This is a genomic window from Marinomonas primoryensis, assembly GCF_013372285.1.
In the GTDB taxonomy this organism is placed as follows: Bacteria; Pseudomonadota; Gammaproteobacteria; order Pseudomonadales; family Marinomonadaceae; genus Marinomonas; species Marinomonas primoryensis.
The window spans coordinates 1,600,460-1,627,456 of record NZ_CP054301.1; the positions used below are offsets into that span (position 1 = coordinate 1,600,460).

26 protein-coding genes are annotated in these 26,997 nt (G+C 39.1%); 17 read left to right on the forward strand and 9 right to left on the reverse strand.

Annotated elements, in window-relative coordinates; genetic code table 11:
* The first annotated feature begins 35 nt into the window (after positions 1-35).
* Positions 36-416, forward strand: a complete 381-nt coding sequence (locus MP3633_RS07270) for an MmcQ/YjbR family DNA-binding protein (protein WP_176335054.1) — start codon at positions 36-38, stop codon at positions 414-416.
* A gap of 64 nt (positions 417-480) precedes the next feature.
* Here MP3633_RS07270 and MP3633_RS07275 read toward each other — a convergent pair whose 3' ends face one another.
* Positions 481-723 carry a DUF1127 domain-containing protein gene (locus tag MP3633_RS07275; protein WP_176335055.1) on the reverse strand — a complete coding sequence of 81 codons (243 nt, stop codon included), beginning with the start codon at positions 721-723 and terminating at the stop codon, positions 481-483.
* Positions 724-851: 128 nt separating this feature from the next.
* On the opposite strand from MP3633_RS07275, the gene MP3633_RS07280 reads away from it, so the two are divergent.
* The gene (locus MP3633_RS07280; protein WP_176335056.1) at positions 852-1,805 is read left to right on the forward strand and encodes a LysR substrate-binding domain-containing protein; all 954 of its coding nucleotides are present in this window, start codon (positions 852-854) and stop codon (positions 1,803-1,805) included.
* Here the strand turns inward: MP3633_RS07280 and MP3633_RS07285 are convergent.
* The gene (locus MP3633_RS07285) at positions 1,802-2,767 is read right to left on the reverse strand and encodes a GlxA family transcriptional regulator (protein ID WP_244959900.1); all 966 of its coding nucleotides are present in this window, start codon (positions 2,765-2,767) and stop codon (positions 1,802-1,804) included. The two genes, MP3633_RS07280 and MP3633_RS07285, sit on opposite strands and share 4 nt — an antisense overlap.
* 88 nt (positions 2,768-2,855) lie before the next feature.
* Here MP3633_RS07285 and MP3633_RS07290 point away from each other — a divergent pair, with 88 nt between their 5' ends.
* A complete protein-coding gene (locus MP3633_RS07290; RefSeq protein ID WP_176335057.1) occupies positions 2,856-3,374 on the forward strand; it encodes a cysteine hydrolase family protein in 519 nt (172 codons plus the stop codon).
* Positions 3,375-3,524: 150 nt separating this feature from the next.
* Positions 3,525-4,862 carry a CDP-diacylglycerol--serine O-phosphatidyltransferase gene (gene pssA / locus MP3633_RS07295; protein WP_176335058.1) on the forward strand — a complete coding sequence of 446 codons (1,338 nt, stop codon included), beginning with the start codon at positions 3,525-3,527 and terminating at the stop codon, positions 4,860-4,862.
* Positions 4,863-5,005: 143 nt separating this feature from the next.
* Here the strand turns inward: pssA and MP3633_RS07300 are convergent, their stop codons facing one another.
* Both MP3633_RS07300 and MP3633_RS07305 read right to left on the reverse strand, forming a co-directional pair.
* A complete protein-coding gene (locus tag MP3633_RS07300; protein ID WP_112139539.1) occupies positions 5,006-6,244 on the reverse strand; it encodes a cystathionine gamma-synthase family protein in 1,239 nt (412 codons plus the stop codon).
* 148 nt (positions 6,245-6,392) lie between these two features.
* The gene (locus MP3633_RS07305; protein WP_176335059.1) at positions 6,393-7,667 is read right to left on the reverse strand and encodes an aromatic ring-hydroxylating oxygenase subunit alpha; all 1,275 of its coding nucleotides are present in this window, start codon (positions 7,665-7,667) and stop codon (positions 6,393-6,395) included.
* Between the two features lie 295 nt (positions 7,668-7,962).
* Here MP3633_RS07305 and MP3633_RS07310 point away from each other — a divergent pair, with 295 nt between their 5' ends.
* Positions 7,963-9,090: an FAD-binding oxidoreductase gene (locus MP3633_RS07310; RefSeq protein ID WP_176335060.1), complete on the forward strand. Its 1,128-nt coding sequence runs from the start codon at positions 7,963-7,965 to the stop codon at positions 9,088-9,090.
* A gap of 388 nt (positions 9,091-9,478) precedes the next feature.
* Positions 9,479-10,591: a choline metabolism transcriptional regulator GbdR gene (gene gbdR / locus MP3633_RS07315; RefSeq protein ID WP_176335061.1), complete on the forward strand. Its 1,113-nt coding sequence runs from the start codon at positions 9,479-9,481 to the stop codon at positions 10,589-10,591.
* A 117-nt stretch (positions 10,592-10,708) separates the two neighbouring features.
* Here the strand turns inward: gbdR and MP3633_RS07320 are convergent, their stop codons facing one another.
* Positions 10,709-12,136 (reverse strand): ArnT family glycosyltransferase, encoded by a 1,428-nt coding sequence (locus MP3633_RS07320; RefSeq protein WP_176335062.1) that lies wholly within the window; start codon positions 12,134-12,136, stop codon positions 10,709-10,711.
* Entirely contained in the window at positions 12,136-13,146 is a 1,011-nt protein-coding gene (locus MP3633_RS07325; protein WP_176335063.1) for a glycosyltransferase family 2 protein, read from the reverse strand. The genes MP3633_RS07320 and MP3633_RS07325 overlap by 1 nt, the downstream gene beginning before the upstream one ends.
* A gap of 154 nt (positions 13,147-13,300) precedes the next feature.
* Here MP3633_RS07325 and MP3633_RS07330 point away from each other — a divergent pair, with 154 nt between their 5' ends.
* The 3 genes from MP3633_RS07330 to MP3633_RS07340 all read left to right on the forward strand — a co-directional run bounded on the left by MP3633_RS07330 (position 13,301) and on the right by MP3633_RS07340 (position 16,463).
* Positions 13,301-13,981 carry a response regulator transcription factor gene (locus MP3633_RS07330; protein ID WP_176335064.1) on the forward strand — a complete coding sequence of 227 codons (681 nt, stop codon included), beginning with the start codon at positions 13,301-13,303 and terminating at the stop codon, positions 13,979-13,981.
* A complete protein-coding gene (locus MP3633_RS07335; protein WP_176335065.1) occupies positions 13,978-15,234 on the forward strand; it encodes a sensor histidine kinase in 1,257 nt (418 codons plus the stop codon). The genes MP3633_RS07330 and MP3633_RS07335 overlap by 4 nt, the downstream gene beginning before the upstream one ends.
* Before the next feature lie 221 nt (positions 15,235-15,455).
* Positions 15,456-16,463: a pirin family protein gene (locus MP3633_RS07340; RefSeq protein WP_176335066.1), complete on the forward strand. Its 1,008-nt coding sequence runs from the start codon at positions 15,456-15,458 to the stop codon at positions 16,461-16,463.
* Here MP3633_RS07340 and MP3633_RS07345 read toward each other — a convergent pair.
* Complete coding sequence (locus MP3633_RS07345; protein WP_176335067.1) at positions 16,460-16,927, reverse strand: GtrA family protein; 468 nt, start codon at positions 16,925-16,927, stop codon at positions 16,460-16,462. The two genes, MP3633_RS07340 and MP3633_RS07345, sit on opposite strands and share 4 nt — an antisense overlap.
* 101 nt (positions 16,928-17,028) lie before the next feature.
* Between MP3633_RS07345 and MP3633_RS07350 the strand changes: the two genes are divergently transcribed.
* The 4 genes from MP3633_RS07350 to MP3633_RS07365 all read left to right on the forward strand — a co-directional run bounded on the left by MP3633_RS07350 (position 17,029) and on the right by MP3633_RS07365 (position 19,985).
* The gene (locus tag MP3633_RS07350; protein WP_176335068.1) at positions 17,029-17,544 is read left to right on the forward strand and encodes an NADPH-dependent FMN reductase; all 516 of its coding nucleotides are present in this window, start codon (positions 17,029-17,031) and stop codon (positions 17,542-17,544) included.
* A gap of 18 nt (positions 17,545-17,562) precedes the next feature.
* Positions 17,563-18,636, forward strand: a complete 1,074-nt coding sequence (locus MP3633_RS07355) for an NAD(P)H-dependent flavin oxidoreductase (protein WP_176335069.1) — start codon at positions 17,563-17,565, stop codon at positions 18,634-18,636.
* A 100-nt stretch (positions 18,637-18,736) separates the two neighbouring features.
* Positions 18,737-19,624 carry a DMT family transporter gene (locus MP3633_RS07360; protein WP_176335070.1) on the forward strand — a complete coding sequence of 296 codons (888 nt, stop codon included), beginning with the start codon at positions 18,737-18,739 and terminating at the stop codon, positions 19,622-19,624.
* Positions 19,625-19,631: 7 nt separating this feature from the next.
* Positions 19,632-19,985 (forward strand): VOC family protein, encoded by a 354-nt coding sequence (locus MP3633_RS07365; protein ID WP_112139512.1) that lies wholly within the window; start codon positions 19,632-19,634, stop codon positions 19,983-19,985.
* Between the two features lie 31 nt (positions 19,986-20,016).
* Here the strand turns inward: MP3633_RS07365 and MP3633_RS07370 are convergent, their stop codons facing one another.
* Positions 20,017-20,220, reverse strand: a complete 204-nt coding sequence (locus MP3633_RS07370; RefSeq protein ID WP_176335071.1) for a DUF2986 domain-containing protein — start codon at positions 20,218-20,220, stop codon at positions 20,017-20,019.
* 259 nt (positions 20,221-20,479) lie between these two features.
* On the opposite strand from MP3633_RS07370, the gene MP3633_RS07375 reads away from it, so the two are divergent.
* The 3 genes from MP3633_RS07375 to MP3633_RS07385 all read left to right on the forward strand — a co-directional run bounded on the left by MP3633_RS07375 (position 20,480) and on the right by MP3633_RS07385 (position 24,439).
* Positions 20,480-21,823 carry a site-specific integrase gene (locus MP3633_RS07375; RefSeq protein ID WP_176334707.1) on the forward strand — a complete coding sequence of 448 codons (1,344 nt, stop codon included), beginning with the start codon at positions 20,480-20,482 and terminating at the stop codon, positions 21,821-21,823.
* Positions 21,824-22,076: 253 nt separating this feature from the next.
* Entirely contained in the window at positions 22,077-22,445 is a 369-nt protein-coding gene (mobC, locus tag MP3633_RS07380) for a plasmid mobilization relaxosome protein MobC (RefSeq protein ID WP_176334708.1), read from the forward strand.
* Positions 22,445-24,439, forward strand: a complete 1,995-nt coding sequence (locus MP3633_RS07385) for a hypothetical protein (RefSeq protein WP_176334709.1) — start codon at positions 22,445-22,447, stop codon at positions 24,437-24,439. The genes mobC and MP3633_RS07385 overlap by 1 nt, the downstream gene beginning before the upstream one ends.
* Here MP3633_RS07385 and MP3633_RS07390 read toward each other — a convergent pair.
* On the reverse strand, positions 24,436-25,068 hold the full coding sequence (locus tag MP3633_RS07390) for a hypothetical protein (RefSeq protein ID WP_176334710.1): 633 nt from the start codon (positions 25,066-25,068) through the stop codon (positions 24,436-24,438). The genes MP3633_RS07385 and MP3633_RS07390 overlap by 4 nt on opposite strands.
* 876 nt (positions 25,069-25,944) lie before the next feature.
* Between MP3633_RS07390 and MP3633_RS07395 the strand changes: the two genes are divergently transcribed.
* Positions 25,945-26,979, forward strand: a complete 1,035-nt coding sequence (locus MP3633_RS07395; protein ID WP_176334711.1) for a hypothetical protein — start codon at positions 25,945-25,947, stop codon at positions 26,977-26,979.
* Positions 26,980-26,997: the final 18 nt, after the last annotated feature.

Genomic DNA, 26,997 nt, shown 5'->3' on the forward strand with positions numbered 1-26,997 from the left:
CACGCTAGCTTCAAATGACTTAGGTGGATACGCCAATGACCTACGATGAATTCAATCAATTTTGTGGTGCTTTGCCCGCGACGACGTCGGTTGTTCAGTGGGGAGATGCTCAAGTCTGGAAGGTGGGCGGTAAAGTGTTTGCTGTCGGCGGCTGGAGCAAAGACAAGGTGCCTGCGTTTACGTTTAAAACATCGGAGCTGAACTACGATTTTTTAAGAAATAAAGAGGGTTATAGACCTGCGCCCTATCTCGCGTCTCGTGGTATGAAGTGGATACAGCAGTTTGATGGCTCGAAAGAGTTGGATGAAGAGTTAACGTATTATTTTCAAGAGTCTTATCGCATAGTGTCGTTGGGTTTGACGAAGAAAAAACAAAAGGAGCTGGGGTTGAATCAGCCAGTTTCTGAGGGTGCATAATGCATCGTCGATGAAGAAAGAAAAGGGCGCTCCATCATCCAGCGCCCTTGATTGTATCGGTCAATCATTTCCATAGTGGTTTGTGCACTTCTTGATCCACGTCGGCGGCGGTTAGGCCGATGTCTTTCAGTTGCGCGTCGTCTAGACGGCTCAATCTACTTCTTGTACGCCAGTTGTGAGCGATTTTGGCTAGGCGTTGTTTCCATGTGTTTTCTTTTAGTTTAGCTAATGCGTTTTTACAGCAGTCGTTTATGTCTAGTTGGCTGTTTTCGAGGTTGTTCATTTCTTCTGATGTGCAGTTTTTCATGGTGTTACTCCTTGTGTTGGTCTGCTTTTGATACTCTGTAGATGAATAATCGGCTTTTAATTGCGGTGCGACAAACGAGAAAAAATGTCTTATAGTTAAGAAAATCTTACTTATAAAAGGTGCTGTTAATGTCTTCCAATCGAGCTTTACCGCCACTCAAATCGCTGCAAGCGTTTCGTTATGCGGCGCAGACGTTGAGTTTTAAGAAGGCGGCGGAGTCTCTTTTTGTGACGCAAGCGGCGGTGAGTCAGCAGATTAAAACGTTGGAACAGTCGCTGGGGGTTGAGCTGTTTGAGCGACAGACTCGCCAAGTGGTGTTGACGTCGGAAGGACAATATTTGTTTGAGTACGTTGAGAAGGCGTTTGCGTTATTAGAAGACGGAGTGAAAGGTGTCACGGAAGACCCTAATCCCAATACTTTGGTGATCAGTTCTGTGCCGTCTTTTTCGAGTCGTTGGCTGGTCTCAAGGTTGGGACGGTTTCAGGCACTAGAGCCAAACATAAACCTTCGCCTTAGTCCTAGTATTGGGTTGTCGACCTTTATCGACAGTGATTTAGATGTCTGTATTCGCTTGGGTCGAGGACACTACACAGGGCTGCAGTCGCAGCTTTTGTTTAAGGAATATTTGGTGCTGGTTTGCCATCCATCTTTGATCAATACGAATGAACCAGTGAAAGAGCAATTAATGAATATTCCTATTATTACCGATACAGGGCCTGATGTGCAGCACGTGTGGCCAGTGTTACAGCGGTTTTTAGACCTTTATGATATGCCGATGAAGTCTCATTTGCATGTGGCGGATTCGACGTCTTTGGTCGAAGCGCTGTTGTCTCAACAAGGGCTTGCTATGATGCGTTATGGCTTGGTGTACGAGCTGATAGAAAAGGGTCAGTTGATTTGTCCGTTGCCCATTTATATGAAGTCACAATACGACTTTTATCTCGTTGCCCCGTCTCCTCATTTCAAATACCAAAAAGTGAAAGCCTTTAAGCAATGGATTGAGTGCGAAGTGAAAGAGGTCGATTCCTCATGGCAAGCGTATTTAAAGAATAATCCTGAGATGGAAGAGGTGATCGTTTAGTTTTCTTGGCCTATTTCTGATGAAGACGCAAAACGTTTTCGGAATTCGCTGGGTGTCAGCCCCATTATTTTTCTAAAGGTCTTTCGGCAGCTGCCTGCATCTTCATAGCCAACGTTTAGGGCGATGCTTTCGAACGGCAGCGTTGTTTCTTCTAGGTTATTACACACCGCTTGAATGCGAAGCCGTTGAATGTAGTCGGAGGGCTTCCAGTTAGTGTATTTATGGAACCGACGCAAGAAGGTGCGAGGTGTTAGGTGCGCAATGTTGGCAAGCTCGCTGATGCGATTAGTGTGTGAAAAGTGACGTTGTAGATAATGTTGTACCGCTAATATGGCTTTGTCTCCGTGGTCAAATCGTGGCGTGAATTGTTGGTAATAGCTTTGCTCTCTTATGCCGGTGTCCATGACTAATGTTTTTCCGAGTTGCCGCACAATGCTGGCTTGAGTAAAGCGCTGGATGAGCGCCACGCCCAAGTCCATCCAAGACATCATGCCACCAGCGCTGATTATATCGCCTTGATCAATTAAAATTTTCGACGCATCTAATGCTTGTTCAGGGAAGCGCTGTTTGAAGGTTTCCGCTAATCCCCAATGGGTTGTTAAACACCGATGTTGTGCGGCGTTGGTGGCCGCGAGAAAGAATGCGCCAGCGCAGGCGCTAGTCAGGATCGCTCCATTCTTATGTTGTTCGTTTAACCAATTTACCAGAATAGGGCAGTCGGATTCGTATGCGCTTTTTTCCATACTGGGCGGGATCAAAACGGCGTTGTAATGCTTGCCGCTGTTCAGTGAATTCAAATCGAGTATGTCGGTGTCGATTCGAATTGGTAGTGATGATCCGAGACATAACCGATTGGCCAAAGAGAACATTTCGTCAAAGCCGTACACAGCAGAAAGTAGGCTATTTGGGTATTGAATGATGGCGAACTGATAGGTAATCATAGAAGGCTTCAATTTTGTCACTATAAGACTCTAATATGGCAAAATGGCCACTTAGGTGAAAGCGTTTTTGTCGGCATTATGGGTTTTCATCTTACTAAAGGAGAACATAATGAAACGCACGGCCTTATTAGTGATTGACCCACAAAACGATTATTTCGAGGGAGGGTTGTTTCCCTTATGGAACACACAAGACACATTAGAAACGATACTGAAGGCCATAACGCATGCTCAAGCGAACGACATACCGGTTGTTCTTATTCAGCATGTGGCGGATAGTTCATTGGGCGTGGCGCCGTTTTTTAATCCTGGGACCATGGGTGTTGAGGTTCATCCGCAGGTTCTCGCGTTAGCGCCCAATGCGACCGTTGTCGTGAAGCACTTTGCCGATGCTTTTGAACAGACGGAACTTAACGCTGTTTTGTCAGCGCTAAAGGTAGAACGATTACTCTTATGCGGCATGATGACGCAAAACTGTGTGACGCATACGGCGCTTTCAAAAGCGGCTGAAGAGTACGATGTAAAAGTGATAGGTGAGGCCTGTACAACTCGGGAAGAAATGTTGCATTTGATCGCTCTAAATGCAATTTCTATCCGTGTGCCGTGTGTTTCAATAAAAGAGTCTTTTTAGTCTAGCGTTCTTTACATAAAGAGCGGGACTATGATCTTAGTTCTGCTCTTTATGTAAAATAGTTAAAGGTAGGAGGTTCTTTTATAGGATAAAAAACGGCGAATTTGTTACAGTCTGTCGTTAGTAAAAAATAAGGTGCACTTTTGTATTATGCCCATCAGACAATCATTCGGTTCATTGCCTACTTTTGCGATCGACCCAGACCAATTTCATGTTCTGCAATCCGCTCTTCATTTTCGTGAATCTCTCTTAAAAGCGATTAACAACGCTACAGTAAGAATCTACTTAGCCTCACTTTATCTTGAGGATGATGAGGCTGGAAGAGAGGTGCTTACAGCGGCCTATGAGGCGAAGCAGCGTAATCCTAATTTGGACATTGCCATTTGCGTGGATTGGCATCGAGCTCAGCGTGGTTTAATTGGCGCGGAAAAGAGCGCAGGCAATGCTGCTATGTATCAAACCTTCGCTGAAAAATACGAGCATTCGATTCCTGTTTATGGGGTTCCTGTGCGTACCCGTGAAGTATTTGGCGTGCTGCATTTGAAAGGTTTTATCATCGACGATACGGTGATTTATAGCGGTGCCAGCTTAAACAATATTTATCTTCATTATCAGGATCGTTACCGTTTTGACCGTTACCATGTTATTCAGCATAGGGAATTGGCCAACAGCATGGTTGAATTTATCTGCGAGGGCATGATTGCTCATTCTGCCGTCAAAAATCTGTCTCAGACAGGGCTGCCAACGACAAAAGAACTAAAACCGGCTATTCGACAATTTCGAGCGTCATTAGCGAAGGCCTCTTATAAAGTTGAGCATCAGTTGGTTGATGACCAGCACGTGGCGGTGACGCCTTTGGTTGGTATTGGTAAGCGACAGAATCTTCTTAATCAACAAATTACGGTCATGCTGTCGTCGGCAAAAGAAGAGATCATACTTTGTACGCCTTACTTTAATTTGCCTAAAGTGGTGTTAAGAGAAGTTAAGCGTGCCATGAAACGCGGTGTTAACGTTCACGTTATTGTGGGTGATAAAACCGCGAATGATTTTTATCTTCCACCAGATAAGCCGGTAAAGGCGATTGGCGGTTTGCCGTATTTGTATGAAATGAACCTGCGTAAATTTGCTGTTTTCAATGAAAAGTACATGACGTCAGGTCGTTTATCGATTCATTTGTGGAAACATGATGCCAATAGTTACCATTTGAAAGGTTTGTGGGTAGACCATAGTGTCATGATGTTAACTGGCAATAATGTAAACCCAAGAGCCTGGGCATTGGATTTAGAAAATGGCCTATTAATTAATGATCCAAATAAACACTTAGAAGCTAAATTCATCGCTGAGTTTGATAATATTTTTCAGCATACACAACGTATCGCGTCTTCTAGCGAGCTTGACGTATTGCAAGATTATCCGTTGAAAATTCAAAAAATATTAAAAAGGGTGATACGAACTCGTGCGGATCGATTACTGAAACGAATTTTGTAAAAACAATGGTAAAAGTTGTCGGAAGCTGTCAATTGCAAGTAAGGCGAGTCTGAATCTTGTGTTTTTAGCTTGAATTTAGGAATAAAAAAAGCGAATCGTTTTAAATGATTCGCTTTTTTATTTATCAGAATGTCATCGAAAAATTACAACTGATCCAATCCTAGTTTAAAGCCTTCTAGTAAATCTTCTGTATCTTCAATACCAATAGAGCAGCGAATCATTTGTTCACTGATACCCGCTATTGCTCTGTTTTCTGCTCCCATTTCATAAAAAATAGTGCCAGCCATTGGTAGTGCTAAAGTACGGTTGTCGCCTAGATGCGTCGCATTAATAATGATATCTATGGAGTCCAACAGTGCTGCACAATCGTAACCTGCTTTTAGATCAAAGCTGAGAATGGAGCCATAGTGCTTGAACCAGTTGGTGGCTTTTTCATGTTGAGGGTGAGAAGGCAACCCCGGATAATACACGGCTTCTATTTTATCGTGTGCGTTTAACATTTGCGCTAAAGCAAGTGCATTGGCGCAAGAGCGATCCATGCGTAATGCCATGGTTTCTGCACCAACCGCAATTTGATAGGCTCCGTCGGAGCTGAGGGTTCCGCCCATATCGCGTAACGCTTTTTTCTTAATTTGTGTGAGCGCCCATTTGCTCGTGTCGCCTTTTCGGTAGGCTTCAAAAATATTAGGGTAGTTGATCCAATCGTATAATCCTGTTTCAGTCACCGCGCCACCTAATACGGTGCCATGGCCACAAAAATATTTAGACAAGCTGTTCATTACTAAGCTAGCCTTTATTCGAATAGGTTGAAATAAGTAGGGTGATGTCATGGTGTTATCAACGAGATAAACTAATTTTTGCTGTTCGCACCAATCACCAATGGCGGCTAAATCAACAATTTGTGTGCCGGGATTCGCCATGGTTTCTACAAACACCATGAGCGTATTATCTTGTTTGGCGGCGATCACATTATTCACGTCAGTGGCATCGACTAACGTCACTTCAATGCCAAAATTCTCTAGGGTTGTCATTAAACTATAAGAATTACCAAACAAGAATCGGCTCGCAATCAAATGGTCGCCTTGCTTCAATAAACTCAGGAAAATCGCACTTAATGCGCCCATGCCTGTGGCGAAAACTAAACTGCCAATACCTTGTTCTGTTTGAGTAATCATGGCTTGCAGACTGTCTGTGGTCGGCGTTGACTGCCTTGCGTAACTTTGACCTGAGGCTTTACCTTGGAACACATCCATCAAATCTTGTGTGCTTTTATAGCCATAAGGAACAGAGTTATAAATTGGCGTGTGAATCGGATTATCGTTATAACCTTGCTGGCGGTCATGATGGACAATGTTACTGGTAAAACCTTTTAACTTTATCATTTGCGTATCACCACATTAAATCTTTGAATGACAGTAGAGCGTTGTCTTTAATGCTTGCCATGATAATACCCTTCTAAAGGCTATGCTAGAAAAGATAAAAAAAACGAACCCTCAAAGTTCGTTTTTTTTATTGGGGTGGCGGATTGATTTACTTGGCTTTTAAATTCTTTTGTACGGTATTCGAATACCAACTTAAAAAGTTGATAACACCAAACTCAAAGGTTTCTGAATACGGTCCTGGACGGTAGCCGATAGAGTTGATACCAAGCTGATTACGTTCACCGAGTACCTTGTCTTGTTCGTTGGTGGCATCCCATACTTTACGTAGGTTCTCCGGATCATAGTCGACACCTTCTACAGCGTCTTTATGCACGAACCATTTAGTGGTGACAATGCTTTCTTGAGCGGAAACAGGCAACACTCGAAAGACAATAAAGTGGTCCGATTGCATGTGGTTCCAAGAATTCGGTAAGTGCAAAATTCGCATTGAACCCAGTTCAGTATTTTTGATACGCCCAAGCATTTTCTTGCTGGCTTCTGCGCCATCAATGGTCATGACCTTGGTGCCTTTTTTCAGTGGCATGCGCACGATGCGATTGCGCTGAACTGAACCAAAGCTGCGCAGTTTGTGTGGAATGCCTTCTGCATCCCATTTAGCCGATTGCGCTGCGTAATGATCGTGAAAGTCTTGTGGTGCGCGTGGGTCGTCCGTGTCGTCCCATTCCAATAATGTATTGAGTAGCTCTGGATGGCTGGCCGAACAGTGATAACATTCGCGGTTGTTTTCTAGCACCAATTTCCAGTTAGCACGCTCGTGCATGGTAGATTCAATGGCTAGTTTGGTATTTTCAACATCATAAGGTTCCATATAGGCTTCTAGTGTTTCTAGAAACTCATCGAACTCATCTTCTGGTGCCACTTTACCTAAACAAACAAAAATAAACCCACCAGCCGATTTGCAAAAAGCGGACCTCAAACCATGTTCTTTCAAGTTGAAATCTTTGTTCATTTCTGTGCCAGCGAACAGCAGGTTACCTTTTAAATCGTATGTCCACTGGTGATAAGGACAAACTAGATTAGCGACTTTACCTCTGTGTTCGGTACAAATAACCGATCCACGATGAGAACAGGTGTTATGAAAGGCGTTGATGTTGCCTTCTGCATCCCGCACCACTAAAACAGGATTTTGCCCAATTTCTACCGTGAGGTAATCGCCTTTTTTTGGGATTTCGCTGGTCATGCCGACAAAGAGCCATTCTTTTTGAAAGACTTCTTCCATGTCGACTCTGAACATGTGTGGGTCGTTATAAAGTGCCGCATCAAGTGAATAGTTGCTAGAACGTTTTTCTAGCAAGTCAGTCATGGCGGTTTTCGCTTCACCTATTGAGGTGTGGCGTACATTGAGTAGATCGTGTTGATTCATCTTTCTGGGCCTTACTGACAAAAAGATTGATGGACTGGTCTTGCCGCGTTTTTATCGTACTGGCTTTGGTTATTTGAACCTTAGTAGTACGAGCTTATAGTCGCTTAAAAAGATAGGCAGATAATGACCATTCACGACACGCGGTGATACATAAATCGACTCGCAATCACTTGAGTTTTCTAGGTTTGACTGCCATGAGCAATAAATTGTCGCTCAGAGTTAACTTGCATTAATCAACTGGATCCAAAATGGCGCAAATACGGTGCAATAACTACTTTAATTGAGAGACTTCAATATGACTGATTCAACTTCAACTGGTGCCAACTCCGACTACTTTGCCCCCGTTAATACACAGACTTGGGTAAACGGTCGTCATAATGTTCGTTGTGTGAAAGTGATTCATGAAACGTGGGATGTGAAAACTTTTTGTTTTATGGCGCAGCAACCAGTGATGTTCTTCTTTAAGCCGGGTCAGTTTGTCACTTTGGAGTTGGAGATTGAAGGCCAGCAGGTGATGCGCTCTTATACCATATCGAGTTCGCCCTCTGTGCCCTACAGTTTTTCTATAACGGTTAAGCGTGTACCGGGTGGGGAAGTGTCGAATTGGCTACATGACAACATGGCGATAGGTGCTGAGCTTGCTGTGTATGGGCCAGTAGGACAGTTTAATTGCATCGATTTTCCTGCCGAGAGGGTGCTGTTTCTGTCTGGTGGTGTGGGTATTACACCCTTGATGTCGATGTCTCGTTGGTTATTTGATACGAATGCCGAAGTGGATATTACTTTCATACACAGTGCTCGTTCGCCTCGCGATGTGATTTATCCGCGTGAGTTGGATCACATGGCGGCCCGTTTGGATAACTTCGGGCTGTATTTAATTGTCGAGCGAATGGAAAACGGTTTGCCTTGGCAGGGGTATCGAGGCTATCTGGATGAGTCTAAGCTAGAAATGATTTCTCCAGATTTTATGGAAAGAGAGATTTTCTGTTGTGGCCCCGCGCCTTACATGAAAGCGGTTAAAAACCTTCTCATGGCGAGAGGGTTTGATATGTCGCATTATCATGAAGAGTCCTTTGGTGAAACGCCTGCGGCTGTTGTAGAAGATGCGATGGAGCAAGCGGAAGTTGCGCAAGCGGAAGCTGATGCGGTTAATCAAGAAGATTTGCTTAGAATTGATTTTTTGAACAGTGGTAAAAGCATTCAAGTGTTGGCAGGGGAAACCTTGCATAATGCCGCCGCGAAGTTGGATTTAATGATTCCAAAAGCTTGCGGTATGGGAATTTGTGGCACTTGTAAAGTGCTAGTAAAAGAAGGTCAAACACAGATGGATCATAACGGTGGGATTACCGAGGAAGACATTGAAGCTGGCTATGTTTTGTCGTGTTGTACCGTGCCTAAGTCTGATGTTGTGTTGGAATATTAAGACTTTTATACGGCGACTATATTTGCCAATTTAATATGGAAAATAGACTCGAATTGCTTATTTATAACGTGTAAGTGCCGAATTCTTGTCTGTTTTTACTTCGTTCGTAATCTGGTGTGAAAGGACTTATTAGTTTTTTATTAAATAAGCGTTCAATAAAAGCGCAATCTTGGTCTATATTAGTGCATGGTATTATGTTTTTATGTGCTAGTTCCACCAAGTGTTATGAGGTTATATTTATTCTGAAACATAACACTTCAGTTGTAGCGCCTGGATGAAGAATGTAATACCTATAGTTTTGAGTTTCCTTAAAAATAAAAAAGTGTTCGTTTAAACATGGTCTAAATTTTGCCTGTGATAATGAAAGCACACATATGAGGGCATTAATATGGTAACTGCAAGTGGTTCTACCCTGGCTTTTGATGCTAAAAGCACCACAAAAGTAGGTTTTTTGTTGCTCGATCATTTTACGATGATCTCATTAGCCTCTTCGATTGAACCACTGCGTATGGCCAACCAGCTGTCTGCAGAAGAACTCTATAGTTGGAGTTTGATTTCTGAAAATGGCCAACCTGTAACAGCCAGTGATGGCTTGAGTTTAACACCAGACTTCTCTATGGAAGACAGTACAAGCTTTGACCTGATTGTTGTGGCGGGTGGTGTCGACATAACTCGTACGTTTAATGCGAAACAGGTCTCTTGGTTGATGAGACAATCCCGTAAAGGCGTGCGACTTGGAGGTATTTGTACCGGTGCTTATGTACTGGCCTACGCAGGTTTGTTAAATGGCTATCAATGCAGTGTGCATTGGGAATGCCTAACCGCCTTGCAAGAAACCTTTCCTAAAGTGAACTGCAATAATAAGCTGTTTTCTATTGATAAAGACCGCCTTACCTCATCCGGCGGCAGTGCTCCGATGGACATGTTTTTAAACATGATGACCAAGCAGCACGGTCCTAAATTATCCAATGCTATTTCCGACATGTTTATTTGTGATCGCATCCGTAATGAATCGGATCAGCAGCGTATGCCGATGCGTCAGTTCAATAGTATTGGTATGTGCACGCCAAAACTGGTCGATGTGATCGAATTGATGGAAAATAACCTAGAAGAACCTATTGAGCTGGATGAATTGGCTACTTTTGTCGATGTGTCTCGCCGTCAAATTGAGCGCATGTTTCATCGTCATTTGGATTGTTCACCTTCACGTTATTATTTACGCTTGAGACTGGAAAGGGCGCGTAAGTTACTCAAGCAGTCAAATATGTCTATTGTCGAAATCTCAATGGCGTGTGGGTTTATTTCTACGCCGCACTTTAGTCGCTGTTATCGCAAGCACATTGGCGTTTCGCCTCGTGACGAACGAAAAACCGCTTGGAAAGCAGAAGTGGCTGACGCGCCTTCAATCGAAATGGGCGCGATTCTATACATACCTCATGCCCAAGATGCATTGAGCCATTCTCACACTGAACCGAGTTATGGTTCTGTTGCTGTGTTATAGGGTTATGTAAAAGTGATTGCCTAATAAGTAATGCTTAGAGGTAATGTTTAAACAGTAAAAAAGGGCTTTTTTAAAGGCCCTTTTTTTATGCAACGTATCGCTTGTTTTGTATGGTGTTTAGTTACTTTGACAAAACAACAGTGTTTCTTTTTTTGCTTCGCCTCTCTCATTGCATGTCCAGCCAGCGTAATCCGTATGATCGGTTTTGGCTTGCACAATGAAGAAGTCTTGGTGTTGCAATGGTAACCAAGATTTCAGGTCGGTGGAGCGTTGTTTGGCCTTTCCTTTTGAATAGTATTGCGCAGAGAACGGGCGTTTATGTAGATAAAATAAATCGCTTTGAGTGGCCTCAGCTTGCTGTTTCCAAATGCTCATCATTGCGTCTTCTGAGCGTTTTGTTACCAAATCGAATTGAAATATGCTTATTAAAATAATCAGTAATAAAGGCGTTACGAAGCCGATTTTGTATAACCACGTTGGTAATGGTCTTTGGTTGTGCAGGTGAGCCAACAATAGCGCCGTTGCAGGCAATGCTGGCATCACGTAGCTTGCTAGAATGTTACCAGAGAAACTGAACAGCAACATAGGCGCCAGCATCCATAATAGGAGGAAACTACCAAAACCATCTGCGCTTTCTTCTGTGTCTTTGTCATCTTTTATAGAGCGAATCCATTGCCATATCAGCAGAGGACTCCAAGGAAGCATGGAAATAAACGCGTATACCCAAATTGTTCCGCGCGCTCTTTCATGAGCGCTGCCATATAAGTCACCTTGCCAACCGCTAACGATGAAGCGTTTGATGTGCTCACCAATGATAAAGTAATCTAAAAATCCTGGTGTTTTGTATTCTGCAATGGCATACCAAGGCATGGCAATCGCGAGAAAAATCAAGGTGCCATAAACCCAAGGAAGCGTGTGCCATAGTTTTTTCCAACGTCCATTTGGAAGTATCCAAACTGTTAAGCTAATACCAATCAAAACGATCGCCAGTGGGCCTTTTGACATCATACCTAACGCTAATCCGATGAAGAACAAATAACCCCACAGCTTGCCTTTGTTGTTCCACGCTTGCCAAAAACTGATCATGCTTAACGCGATGGAAAAGGTCAAAGCGGTGTCTGTCATTACGGCGCCGCTCAATATAATGAAAGAGACGGTAGACGCTAAAATACTGGCTGAAAACAATCCCATTGCGGAGGATTGGAAATGATCTTTTGCCAGTTTGTAAACCAACCAAACCACACCTACACCAACGAGGAGGTGCGGTACGCGTGCGGCAAATTCATTCACGCCAAAGAGGCTGAATCCTAAGCTGCTTAGCCAGGTGAAAATAGGCGGCTTTCCCCAAAACGGCACGTTATAGTCAAACATGGGAGTGATCCAGTTACCTGTCTCAAACATGATTCGAGCCATTTCGCCGTATCTCGCTTCGGTGGTGTCCATCAGTGGGTACAGTGACAAAGAAATAAAGCGCAACGCTAAGCAGCTGACGAGTAAAATCAGTAATGTCTTAACGGAAGGCAGCGTAAGGGAGGTTTTATTCATTATTCAGGGCCCGAGTATTGAAAAGTGGGTTTTGTCATGGCGTCTTCCATTAACACGTATAACGGCCTTTGTTTTGATTCGATGAACAAACGACCAACGTATTCGCCAAGTACACCAATGGATAAAAGCTGTATTCCGCCTAAAAATAAGACGATTAAAATCGTGGAAGGGTAACCGGCGACTGGGTCACCCCAAACAAGGGTTTTAGTGAGAATGACGACGGCCATGGCGAAGGCAATGAAGGACGTCATTACGCCAGCCATTGTTGCCCAACGCAAAGGCTTGGTGCTAAATGACGTAATGCCTTCTAATGCCAAGTGTATGAGCTTCGGGTAATTCCATTTGGTGTTGCCTGCCAGTCGAGCATCTCGGTCGAATGAAAGAATGGTTCGAGTAAACCCCGGCCACGCTAACAGTCCTTTCATAAAGCGAGTTCGTTCTGGCAGTGTGTTGATCACGTTAACCACTTTTTGATCCATTAAACGAAAGTCGCCGACATTCTCGGTAATCGGGTGGTCGCTCATTTGCGACATAAAACGATAAAAACAATGTGCTGTGGTGCGTTTTAACCAGCTTTCCCCATGACGCTCGCGGCGTTGCATTTCAACGACTTGAGCGCCATTTCGCCATGCTTTTACCATCTCAGGAATGTATTCTGGTGGATCTTGTAAGTCCGCATCGAGCAAAATAACGCAGCGACCTGATGCGGCTTTCATGCCCGCGCTCATGGCGGCTTCTTTGCCGAAATTACGGCTTAGGCGTAAACAACGGACTTGATGCAATGGGTGTTGGAACTGACTGACTAATGTCCAACTGTCGTCTTGACTGCCATCATCGATATAGAGAATTTCGCAGTGTTGATGAAGTTTATTTAGCGCTTCGCACACTCTTTGGTGGCACACTGCAAGTACATCCGCTTCATTTAGAAAAGGGATAATGACAGTCACTAAAGCCTGCTTTTTTGCTTCTGCTTTTGGTTGCGCATAGTGTCTGTATGGAATGGCGCTCATTGGGCTCTCCTAACAAGGATAAAGTTGATGGATGCATAATAAAGAGAGGGGAGTCGCAAAAAGGTGATTCACTTTTTTTTCATGTATTTATGTGACAATGTGTCCTATTAGAGTCACTTTTAACTTTCTGTTTTTTTTAACGGTAGAAACGACTATGAAATTACTCTTGGTAGAAGACCATAAAGACATCGCCGGGGTGATCTTTGATTATTTTGAAATCAAAGGGTATGTCTTGGATTACGCAAACAATGGTTTACAAGGCTATGAATTGGCGAAGTCGGAGCATTATGACGCCATTATTTTAGACGTGATGCTGCCTAAAATGGACGGTTTGACGGTGTGTAAATCGTTGCGTGATGATGGTATTGATACGCCGATTTTAATGCTTACAGCAAGGGATACTAAAGATGATATTTTGTCGGGTTTTGCTCATTTGGCTGACGATTATTTAGTTAAACCTTTTGATTTGGAAATTCTAGATTCGCGCCTGCAGGCTTTGGTCAGGCGACGAAAAGGCGGTGTAGCGAATCGCACCATGACATTTGGTAATCTTGTGTTGGATATGAGTACGCGCGTCTTACAGCGTGAAGGTGGCCGATACTCGCTGAACCCATCGCAATATACGATTCTAAGATGTTTGATGCAAAAAGCGCCTGACGTGGTGTCAAAAGATGAAATTTGCGATGCCTTGTGGGGAGATGAAGAGCCAGACAGTAAAGTATTAAGAAGTCATATTTATCAATTGCGAAGCTTAATTGATCGACCTTTTGAGCACGCGTACTTGAAGACGGTATCCAAGGTCGGCTACCGTCTCATTGCTGAAGGTGAAGAATGAAACGGATTAAAACCGCAAAACAACTGACGTTTACCTATTTTTCGATTGTGGCGTTTGCCATTATTGCTTTTCATTTTTCGATGTTTGAATCTCTGATTGAAGACATTGAAATGATCTACGCTGAAAATCGCATGTTAAAAGACAAAGACACGGCCATTCGTTTATTGGAAGGCTCTGATCTGACACATGTTTCAGTGCCGCCTTTTTCCGAGGCGTATGTAGGTAAAGAAAATCTGCCTTCTGGAATTATTATTGATTCCAACATGACAGACAATAAGCCTTTTGAGTTAGATGAAGGCTCCGATACGTACTTTGAAATGTTTGCTATGCGTTCAAAGTTCATACTGAATGGCGAACAAAAAGACCTGTACCTAATTCACTATGATGAAATTTACGAAACCAGTGAAGAGCAAATGTTCGAAACGCAAAGCACCCAACTTTTATTGTCCCTGTTGTTATTGGCGGTGAGTTTATGGGTAGTGATGCGAATATCAGATCGACTGACGAAACCGCTAGCTCGGTTATCAGCCAGCCTTGGAGAAAGGAGCCCAACCAACATATCGGCGATTGAGTTACCAGATGGCGCCGCGACAAGAGAAATTCACCAATTAGTCGAGCGCCTTAATAGTTATCAAAATCAAATCAGCGCTTTGATAGAGCGAGAGCGGGCATTTAATCGTTACGCAAGTCATGAACTGCGTACGCCGCTTATGGTGATGAAGGGGGCGGTGACACTGCTTGGTAAGTCAGATTCGAAAGTGTTTTTAGAGCGTCAGCGTCTGCGGATGAATCAAGCGTGTCAGGAAATGGAAGATTACATCACCACCTTGTTGTCATTAACGCGTGATGAAGACTTATCGTTAACACCGAACCGTACTGTTGACGTGAGTGAGCTAGAGGGGATTTGTCAAACGCATTCAGGTTATCTTGCTGGGAAATCAGTGTCGGTGAATGTTATTTATGATGGTCATATGATAACTAAGCTGCCTATTCCCACTTTACATATTTTGGTTGGCAATTTATTAAAAAATGCACTGTCTTGTACTGATGAGGGTAGCGTCAATATTGTGGTGTCTGATAACACTATCAGTGTGGTGGATACAGGTTGTGGTTTAAGTGGTAAGCCTGGCGGTGAAAGCTATGGGCTGGGGTTGATGATCGTTCGTGATATTTGCGAAAAATACCGCTGTGAATTTACTTTGTCAGACAATGATGGAGCAGGGTGCACTTCCAAAGTGGTGTTTCCTGTCTAAATAAAGTTATGTTTCCTGTCTAAATAGAGCGCAATGCGCTCTAAAAGGTTATGCGAAGGCCGGTATTGTATTGGCCTTATTTATCGCATTTTCCATCTATTTTCTTATTAAAAAGTCATTAGAAAAGTGGATGAGTTAGATTCAATATCTGCATCAATTAAATTGGCTTGATGGTGCTATGATGTTTGTATTGCTAATGCCACTTTATGTTGGAGATACGAATGAGCGCTTCTATTTTAAAACGTTTGCCACTAGATATGTTTTGGCCGACGTTCGATCCATTTTTATTCTGTGCCTTCCATAACGATAAATACCCTAAAGCCAATGGTGACATGGGGCCTGCTGAGTCTTTAGTCGGTCGTGCGCTGGGTCAGGATTTCGCCGGTATGGATGGTTGGCGTATGTACCACGGTAAAAAAGTTCCGGGCTTTCCAGCGCACCCTCATCGTGGTTTTGAAACGATCACTATTGTCAATGAAGGTTTGGTTGATCACGCTGATTCTATGGGGGCATCGGGTCGTTATGGTGAAGGTGATACCCAATGGATGACAGCAGGAGAAGGCATTCAGCATTCAGAGATGTTTCCTTTGTTAAATGAAAACGACGCTAACCCGCTAGAGCTTTTTCAAATTTGGTTAAATCTGCCAAGTAAAAACAAAATGGTACCGCCGCATTTTACTATGTTGTGGAATGAAGATACGCCAGTGGTCAAAGCGTTAGACAGTAATGGGAACGAGATTGCGATTAAAGTCGTTGCTGGGTCGTTGAAGGGTATTGCGCCTGCGCCTTGCCCACCAAATTCATGGGCAGCAGATGACAAAAATCATGTTGCCATTTGGTTAATCGATTTACCAGAAAATGCAGAATGGACATTGCCTGCTGCGGCGTCAAATTTGAATCGTACCTTGTATTTTTTTGAAGGCGATAGCATTGAACTGGATGGCGTAGAGGGATCGGTCAACGAAGCCTTTGTTCTGAAAAGTGATGTGGCTGTTGTCATGAAAAATCTTGGTAAAGTAGCGCGCTTTTTGATGTTACAAGGTCGTCCTATCGCTGAGCATGTTGAGCAGCATGGGCCATTTGTGATGAATACCAGAGCAGAGCTTCAGCAGGCGTTTAATGACTATCAGCGGACTCAATTTGGTGGCTGGCCTTGGCCTCGTCATGACCAAGTGCATGATAAATCAAAAGAAAGGTTTGCTAAGTACGCGGATGAGCAAGCGAATTAAGCGGACGTATTTTCTCCGCTAGATAGGTTTTTCTTTGGATTGATTGATGAGAAAATCCAAAAGCGAGAAAAAATATAGTTCAGCATCATACCCGCTAATACACCGGGCGCCATGGCAAGATAAGGCCATAGCAATATGAATATAGGACTGGGTATAGCGGGTGGGTGCGCTAACAAGAAAAGATAGCAACCCCAATTAGGAATAAAAGCCATCACAGAGCTGCCGAGAAATTGCATCCATTGTAATACGGCGGCTTTTTTATGTTTTATTTTTTGTGCATCAATGAAGGTGATGTGACGATTCCACCACCAGTTAGAGCTGGCAGCAATCCAAAAAGCAATGCCTCGCGCAAACAGGTGGGGCAGCCAAATCGAAAGTAGCAGCATGCTAGTAAGGTCGACTAAAAAGCCAACCCCACCCACAATGGCAAAGCGTATAAAAGTATGTTTCAAAAGTAAGTTCATAATGTCATTCTATGAGCTTACGCATCAAAAAAAAGTGAAACACACATCGGATTTATGCTGAATTGTCAATTTGATCGTTCATAAAATAGAGGGAATATAAGATGAAAATACTCGCATTCGGAGCCAGCTCAAGCCGACAGTCCATCAACAAAGCTTTGGCAAGTTATACTGCGAATTTAGTGGCAGACGCAGAGATTACGGTGCTTGATCTTAATGATTTTGACATGCCTATCTTTAGTGAAGACATAGAAAAGAGCGCGGGTGTTCCCGTTCAGGCGCAAGCCTTTGTTGATGCTATTGCGCAAACAGATGTGATTGTTGTTTCGTTCGCTGAGCACAATGGGTCTTATTCTGCCGCGTATAAAAATATCTTTGATTGGGCGTCTCGTATTGAAAAAGCAGTTTATCAAAATAAGCCTATAGCCGTTCTTTCTACGTCACCTGGCCCTGGCGGCGCGAGCAGTGTATTGGCTCAAGCCGTTAACAGCATGCCGTTCTTTAAGGGAAGTGTGATTGGTAGTTTGAGTGTGCCTAGTTTCTATGACGTAATGATTGATGGCGAGATTGCCAATGCTTCTATTAAGCAGGCTTTGTTGGACATTGTTGCTAAGTTTTAATCAAGAAAGGATATCGTGATGAAGCAATCTTATTCGTATGACTGGTTGGGAACGACATTTCCCATAATTCAAGCGCCAATGGCTGGTGTTCAAGACAGTGCTTTAGCCATTGCTGTGTCCAAGGCAGGCGGCTTGGGGTCCTTGCCTTGTGCCATGTTAGGTGTGGATGAGATTGCTCATCAGGTTTCTTTAATTAAAAAAGGCACCACAAGCCCTTTTAACCTTAATTTTTTCTGTCATGAAGCTGTGGAGTATAGCGAGAGTAAACATCAGCAATGGCGAGAGCTTTTAAAACCTTATTTTGATGAGTTCTCTGGAGCCTATGACGCTAGTATAAAAAGCGTCTCGCGTGTGCCTTTTAATCATGATATTGCCGATGTTATTGAAGGTTTTGTTCCGCCCGTTATCAGCTTTCATTTTGGGTTGCCTGAAAAAGCCTTGCTAAAGCGAATTAAAAGTTGGGGTTGTAAAATTCTTTCGTCTGCGACAACGATAGAAGAAGCTATCTGGCTAGAGGAAATGGGTGTTGATGGCATTATTGCACAAGGACTTGAGGCTGGTGGACATCGTGGTATGTTTCTTTCTAGCGATATTTCTACGCAAATGGGTTTGTCTTCGTTGTTGCCTCAAATCGTCGATAGAGTCCGAATTCCCGTGATTGCTGCGGGTGGTGTTTGTGATGCTCGTAGTATTGATGCTGCCTTGGCATTGGGTGCGTCAGCGGTGCAAGTGGGAACTGCTTATTTATTGTGTCATGAAGCGAATACTTCGCGGTTTCATCGTGACGCGTTAAAAGGTGAAAAAGCCAACCATACGGCACTGACTAATGTGTTTACGGGAAAGCCGGCGAGAGGTGTATCTAATCGTATTATGAAAGAGCTTGGTTATATGAGCGACGGTGTGCCTGCATTTCCTTATGCGTCGATGGAAATGGCGCAACTGAAAAGTCTTGCAGAAAAGCAAGGTTTGGGTGATTTCTCTTCATTGTGGAGTGGTCAAAATGCGTCTGCTTGTCAGGAAATTTCGGCTTTTGAGTTGACGCAACAGCTGGTTAAAAATATGCGGTATAAACCTCTCAACGGGTCTTTTTAGTATTCCTATTAAGAATTCGAAACATAAGTTTTATTCCTTTTACAAATACCGCTTGTCATCGCATGCTAGCGCTTTCTTATCGGTTTGAAGGTGTTTGGGTATGTGGATCTTTATTACGCTGTTTGCTGCTGGATGTCAGTCTATGCGAACGGCTTATCAAAACACGCTCGCCCGTGAAGCCGGTTTTTTACATGCCACCCTATCTCGCTCCTTGTTCGGTTTGCCCTTGGTGAGTGCGTATCTTGTGCTGTGTTGGCAATTATTCGGTTGGGTGTCTGTCGAAAAAAGTCTGACTTTTTGGGTGGCCGCCACTATTTGTGCCATCGCGCAAGTCATGGCGACTTACTTCATGTTACGAGCTTTCCAGTCCAGTAGTTTTGCTTTGGGGACCTTGCTGTCTAAAACTGAAGCGGTGTTAGCGGCTTTAATTGGTTTGCCTCTACTTCACTATACGTTGACGTTTGGGGCTTGGTTGGGAATTGCATTTGGGGTATTGGGTACGGTTGTCATGAGCGTGAAATGGAAAAATATTAGGCAAGTTCATAAAGACGCTTCTTTGCTATTTGGACTTGGCAGTGGCTTGTGCTTTGCGATCACGTCGGTCACTGCTTCCATTGCAAGTCATGCATTATCAGGCTCTCTTATTACTAGTGCTGGCGTCACGCTATGCTATGTTTTGGCTTTGCAGTCCATCATTTTGTGTAGTATTCAGATGGTTAAAAGCAAAGACGTTTTAGCACCTTTTCGATATGAATTAGTGTTGAGTTGCAAAGTCGGTATGTTGAGTGCTTTGGGGTCCATTGGCTGGTTTACGGGTTTTGCGTTGGTGAATCCTGCCCTGGTAAAGACGCTGGGGCAGATTGAAATCGTAGGGACGTTGTATTACTCAAAAGTACGTTTCGCTGAGAAAATGACTAAGCAGCAATGGATTGGTGGCGCTATGATTGTTATTAGTGTGGTTCTTGTGGTGACATCGACAATAAAGTGAGGGAAATATGGAGTCGAATAAAATCAATTATGTGGAATTGCCTGCGCGTGATTTGGCATTAAATAAAGTGTTTTTCAGTCAAGTATTTGGTTGGGGTTTTAAAGATTATGGTCCCGAGTACGCTGCATTTGAAAATGCGGGATTGGATGGTGGTTTTTTTCAAGCTGACTTTTGTTCGCGACCACAAAGTGGTGCTGCGTTGGTGATACTGTTTAGTGATGATTTAGAAGGCGCGCTCAATAGGGTGACGTCAGCGGGTGGCACGATAGAGCAAGAAATCTTTGAGTTCCCTGGTGGCCGCAGATTTCACTTTTTAGACCCATGTGGTAATGAATGGGCAGTGTGGGGCGAGCTGAGCTAATTAAGTCATTCTAATTAGCAGGTCAGCTATATTAAGCGTCTTTTTTTGCTTGTTCTTCGGTAGTGGTTGTTTCAACCGTCTCAATGTCTGTTGTTTGTGTTGCGGCTTCCGCGGCTATTTTTTCGCGTTCGGCTTTAGAAATGTACTTAGGTTTCGCCTTTTTAGGGTTAACTTTTAAGTTAGCTTGTTTCATTCGCTTGTCGTATACGTCTTTGATTTTTTTACGGCGGTTCATTTGATGCGTTCCTAAATGATTCTGTTGTTTAATAGCATTGCTCAAGAATGACATTCAAGGAACCAAAAAAAAAGCCCTGATCAACGATCAGGGCTTTTTATGTTGGTACCAGTAGGCGGACTCGAACCGCCACACCCGAAGGCAACGGATTTTGAACTTATACTGTCTTTACAAAAGCCCTTGAAAATCATAGTCTTATGTAGTTATTTAAAGTTGCTATACAACTTACTATACAACTATTTACATAAGAGATTGCCATATGGTAGCAAAATACGAGCGTTTAGCGAAGAGTTTAGCTATTTATAGAGTTAAAAACTCAAATAATTTTTACGCTCGTATACGAGTGAATGGAGTAGAAATTAAGCGAAGCTTAGGAGTGTCAGACGAAGACGAAGCGAAGTTCAGAGCTTGGGAACTCCGTTCCGAACTCGAAAACCGAAATAAGCAAGGATTAGCTATTTTAGCTAATAAAAAAATTTACATTGAAGATATTGTAAATAATGTAATTATTCAGTTAGATAGTAAAAAAACACAGCTACAAATCTATAAAGACTATAAAACAGTCTTTTCAAATTTTATCATTCCATTCTTTAAAAATGTCGAAATCGTTGATTTTACAACTAAAAAAATAAGGGATTATTTTGATAGTCAAGAATTATCTGTCACGAGAAAAAATATTAATAAAACTTGTTTTAAAATGATACTGGAATATTTAGAAGAAGAAAAAATAATTAAGAAAAATGATATTCCTATAATTCCGAAGGTAAAATCTTTTAAAGTTGAGGCAAGAGACGCTTTTAATGATGAAGATTTAAAGATTATTTTAGAGCATCTACCAAACTTTCACGAAATCGAAAAAAATGGACGAAAAGCTAATTTTAAGACTGTTGAATACAGAAAAATACTTAATGAATATTTTCTAATATTATTAGAAACGGGATTGAGGACTGGCGAAGAATTTATAAATTTACGTTTTAATGATATCAAGAAGAAAAAACATTCTTACTACAAAGATGATTTATTGATAGAAAATGATAATTACCTTGTGAAAATCAGCAAAGGCAAGACGAAAAAATATTCGAATGGTCGTGTTATTGCTTTAAGTTCAAAAGCTATTAACTCAATTGTTAATATTGGAAAAATCACACAACAAGATAAAAATATTACAATTGACAACTTTATATATAGTAATAAATTGATTTTAGAAACTTCTTTTAATAAAATCGCAGAATTTAGCGATATTTTTAAACAATTCACAGATTATTTAAAAGAAAGTAATTTAATAAATACTCATTATACTTTATACAGTTGTCGCCATACGTTTATAACAAAAAGACTTATGCAAGGCGTAGATATTTATCTAATTGCGAAATACGTTGGTAGTTCGGTTGAGATGATAGAGAAACATTATGATAATTATAAATTATCACAGCAGGCGCATATAGATAGTTTGACAGATTTTAATCGCAATGAATTAGAATTAAAAGCTATTCTAAATAATGTATCTTATACGGATTATGATGATATACCGCCAGATCCTACGGAAGCTGAATTATTAAGTTTTTATAATCAAGCTGAAGAATTTTTCAAACATAACAAATAACCCCTAAATTTCATTTCCAGAAGGGCACGAAGTGCCTTTTTCTTTTCCCTTTCTCTTTTTTTATATTGATTTGACAGATCAATCAAATATGCTAAATGTATTATATTGCAAGTAGAAGGTTGGGTTCCCCATCCTAACTTGATTTTCTCCGAAAATATGAAATTTAATAAATTAAATTTGAGAGATAGATATAAAATAAAATAACTTTCCGCATTGGCATTTGGATAAGTTTTAGACATAAAAGGGATAGAAAATGGAAAACAAAAATAAAAATAATAGAAGAAAAAGTATTCATATAAGATTAGATGATTCAACTTATGAATTACTAAACGAGCAGAAAAGAAATTCAGGTTTTAAAAGTTGGGAAACTTTAATTATTCATTATATGAATAGCGGAAAAGGCTTTAAATCTGTTTACGTAGATAAAGAAGGACATTCTTTAAAAGTATTAAATCATCTGATCAAATACGGAAATAATTTAAATCAACTTGCAAAAGTAGCAAATGAAAGAAAATCATTAAATGATGATGATCTTAAAAAAATTAAAGATTTTTTAAGTCAAGGTATTAAAGCAAAAAACTATTTTACAAAACACGTAAAGCAAGCGGGAAGGGGGAAATAATGACTATTTTCTCACTAAAACACGAAGCTACAACAATTAAGCAATTAAAAAAAGTTATCAAATATAACAGCAATGACAAGGTAGGATTGAATAATACAAACAATCCAAGATTAATTTCTGTTAGTTCTAACTGTGGTTATTGTTCAAATGTAAACGACGAAAACGAATATAACCAGCTCGTAGAGAACTTTATTTTATCAGTTGATGCTAATTCACAACTATCTAAAAATTCACGTCAAAAATACCTATACGAGCATTCTGTAATATCATTTTCAAATGATGATGATGAAAGATTAGGTATGGCTAACGCTTTAAAATTAGCAATAAAAACAGCTAAAAAATACGATCCTAATTTTGAAAAAACGCCATATATGATATGGCCGCAGGTCGATAGTGGAAAGCTTCACTTCCATATTGTGAGAGGTTATCACGACGAGTTAGGCAACTATCATAGACAAAGCAATTCGGGCTTAAAAAGACAGTCAGCAGTGCAGAAAATAGAGAAAGAGAATAAATTAACACTTACTGGAAAAAATAACCCTGATAATTACATATGGAAAATAGACGTAAATAATAAGAAAAAGAAAATATATGTCCCAAATTTGAATGATGATCATAAAAAAATAGCTAAAAATAAAGCTATCGATTACAACTGTAAAATAGACGAATTAGGCAATATTAAATATTCTTTGAAAACAAAAGAAAATAAATTAAATTCATCTATAAATAAGAATAAAGACATTCACAGAAGTAATAAAAAAAAGGTTAATAATAAAATAAATGTAATATATGGGAAAATAACTGAATTAGAAAAGCCTATTAAATACAGTGTTTTTAAGAAAGTTAAAAACTGGTTTACTGATCAAGTAAAAATAGACAAAGAATATAATGAAAATTTAATTAAAAATAATGAAAACAAAGTTTCAAAATTAGAAGGTATGATAAAAGATGATTGGCGTATTAAAAATAATACTCATCGTAAAATTCTTGGTAAAAAAATAATCAATGAGAGAAAAATTAATGTTGTTAATAATGAAGAAAAATATATTTTAGATAAAAAAGATGATCTTTTAAATAATGATGATATTTTTTCAAATCTTAAAAACACTGTTAATAATGCTTATCGAAGTTCTAAAACGACACAAGAATTTATTGATATACTAAATGATAACAAGATAGAAATATTTTTAAATATGAGAGAGAACGGCACTGGTGGCATAACGTATACATCATTAAATGATGATATTTCGCTTGCAGGCGGAAAAATTAACTCATATTTGACATACGGTAAGATTAAAAAAAATGATGCTGATTTATTCGAATACTTAACTAATAGAAGCTTTAAAAATGATGAAAAATTAAGTATTAGTAATGATTTCGATGTTAAAAATATAAACTATAATTATAAGCAAGTTAAAAATAATGATGGTTCAATGTCAATTTTCTATAATAAAAAAGATGAAGAAAAAAGACCAAACAACTTTAATTTAAAGATAAGCCAAGATAAAAAAACAATATCATTAAGCCCAAATTCAAATCCTTTCGATTTAGAATTGACTTATAAAATAGCAAAGGAGAACGGCTGGAAGGGTGCAAGTTCACAAAACAAAGAACTTACTTTAAAATCTATGAAAGTTGCATATAAAAATAATAAAGATGATTTATTTTTCTTTCAATTAGAAAATTCTTCAATCTCTCTTGATGATGTTAAAATTGTTGTTTTAAGCGAAAAAATGAGCAATTCAAATTTAATTAATCTCTATGATAATAAATTAACTAATAATAGTATTGATGAGCAAAGAAAATTTGTATTATCAAAATTAAATAATAAATATGATACTGATTATGTTCTTAATGAGTTAAATAAAGATAGATCATTAAAAAGTATATTAAATGATAAAGACGACTTATATATTTTAAAAATAGATCATAAAAACGATCTAAATAATAATGTTAAAAATGAAAATTCAAATAAAAGGCGCTATAAATTTTAATAATAAAATTTATAGTGTTCTTCTAATGTTGGTGAATTTTTGTTAACAGGGTATTTATATTTGACTTCTACATTTAAGCTTTTAAAAGCTTGTTTAATTTTGAATATTCTTCTATCTCTTCGCTCAATTTTATACAAATCTAAAACTTTAAATAAATAATTTACGTCTAAATAACCACTAGGCTTCATTGCTAAAATCATCGCTAGTTTAGTTGTTCTTATATCTTTTATGCTTTTCAATGTTTTTAACTCTAATTTATTAAAACCACTTTTTTTCATCGTTTTTATATATGTATCAGTAAAAGTAAAACTTATAGTTTTATTTTCTAAATCATAATCAATCAAATCAAAGAATTTTGAAATTATTATATGATGCGTCAACAAGAATTTTTCAATATAAATAAAACTTAAAGTAGCTCTACACAAATAACTATCACTCGCAAAAAAGTTTTTTAATGAAAAAGTCAAATAGTTTTCATCTGTTTTGTTATTCTTATAAATCATCGTTGCGTTTGATAAGATCGCAACAAATAGTTTAATGTCGTGATTTTGTTTAAAATCAAATAATTCATAATGTAGTTTGTTTTCTCTGTTCATTAATTCTCTCGCTATTGTAAAGTATTCGATCATTTTATATATTCCTCATTATATAATTTTAAAAATTAAACAGTGAAGAAATACATTATTTCAAATTTAATTATTGACTTTATAACAATTAAATGTATATTAATTTATATCTTCTTGCCGGAAGTTTAATTTTTTTAAAAGTCGCATTCATTTATTTGAATGCGATTTTTTTTGTTTATAATTTCAATTAATCATATTTTTTTAAATTGTCAAATTATGTATTAAAGTGTTGGGTCAAAAAGCTTAATTGTGGTGTGTGTGATTGAAAATAAAAGCTTAATTGTGGTGTGTGCAAAGTAAAATAGTGGTGGATGAAGAAGTAAAATAGTGGTGGATGAAGATGTAAAATAGTGGTGTGCTAATAATATAGATTACTAACTAATGTAGATTAGTAACTGATTTAGAATTTTTAATATAGATAAAAAGAACTTAAATTTTCTTTCTTTTATCTTTCGCAAAGTGACGCAAAAAACAAAAGTAAGACTTATTAAGTGCATAAGAGATTTAAGAGATATGCCCTTCGGGCTTTTCTGGAAGTGCGGAAGAGCGTAGCGATGACCGTAAAAAGCGTTTAAATGATGTTTTAAGCGTGTTTTTTATTTCTTTGATATGATTGGTTAAGATATTAAAGAGATATGCCGCAAGCGGCTTTTCTGGAAGTGCGGAAGAGCTAAGTGATGATCATATAAGCGTTTAAACGATGTTTTAAGTGTATTGTGTGAATTTATAATTCGACAGACCTTGAAAAAGAATCTAATAGTGTTTAATTTACTAATAAGCTTACAAAAGACGGCCTGTGTCAATTATTTCTAAGGTTTAAGTCTCAATCTTAAGATTCTGTTGTTGCACTATTAATTATTTTATTTAAGGATTTAAAAAATGCGTTTAATATTCACTTCTTTATTGATTCTATTTTTTTGTTCAGGATGTAAAAGCACAGAAAACTTAATTAGTTCATACAAAGAATCATTAAAGTCTCCAGAGCAAAAAACAAACGAAAGTATTGATCAATGGATTAGTTCTAAAGATTTGGAGATTTTAAAAGAATTTAATTATTCAATGCCATTTTCAATTGGTAATTCTATTAAATATATTAAGGAGGATGATTTAATAACTTTCTATAAGCGCATAGATTCAATGAAGGAAGATTTTATAATAAAATCTAAAAATTATGAAAATGATATGCCTAAACTTTTAGAGTTGTACCGATCTATTGATAGTGTGATTTATAGTTTTAACGTGACAAGAAACTTTATTGATAGTGTTGTTGAAAAACATGCAAATGAGTTTGAGAATTATAAATCTGATAATAATATCGGTTTTTATGATTTGTTTAACTATTGTGATGCTAATAACATAGAATCTAAAGATTGCATGGAAAGAAATGGAATTAAAGAGATTCTTTTTTCTAATTTAATAAGTGAAAATAATAATTATGATCAGTATATAAAGAATTTGAATAGGGAAATCTTTTCGTTAAAAGAAGTTATTAGGGATATTGCTATTAAAGGTAAAAATCATGAGAAGAAAATATTTCTAACTAATGCTAAATTGAATGGTTGTGAAAAAGCTAAAGATCTAAATTTTCGTGAGAATAACAGTCTCTCTGATTTGATTGGTTTTGATTATTTTAAGCCGAATGATCAACTTATATATGAACTAAAAGGTTTTAAGATTTCTCAATCTCTTTCAAATGGTCTCCTATTATCATCTACTTCAATGCGTAATTATTCAACACCGTTTATATTTGTAGATTTATCTGGTTTATATGCTGATGATTATGTATTTGATAAAGATGAAGAATATGTTTGCTATTCTGGCATTAAAGAATATAAATCTATTTTAGGGGTAATTAAACGAGTTAATTCTTTTCATGCTATTAAGGATGATAATAAATATTACTTTTTAAAATAATATTTATTATTTGAATTA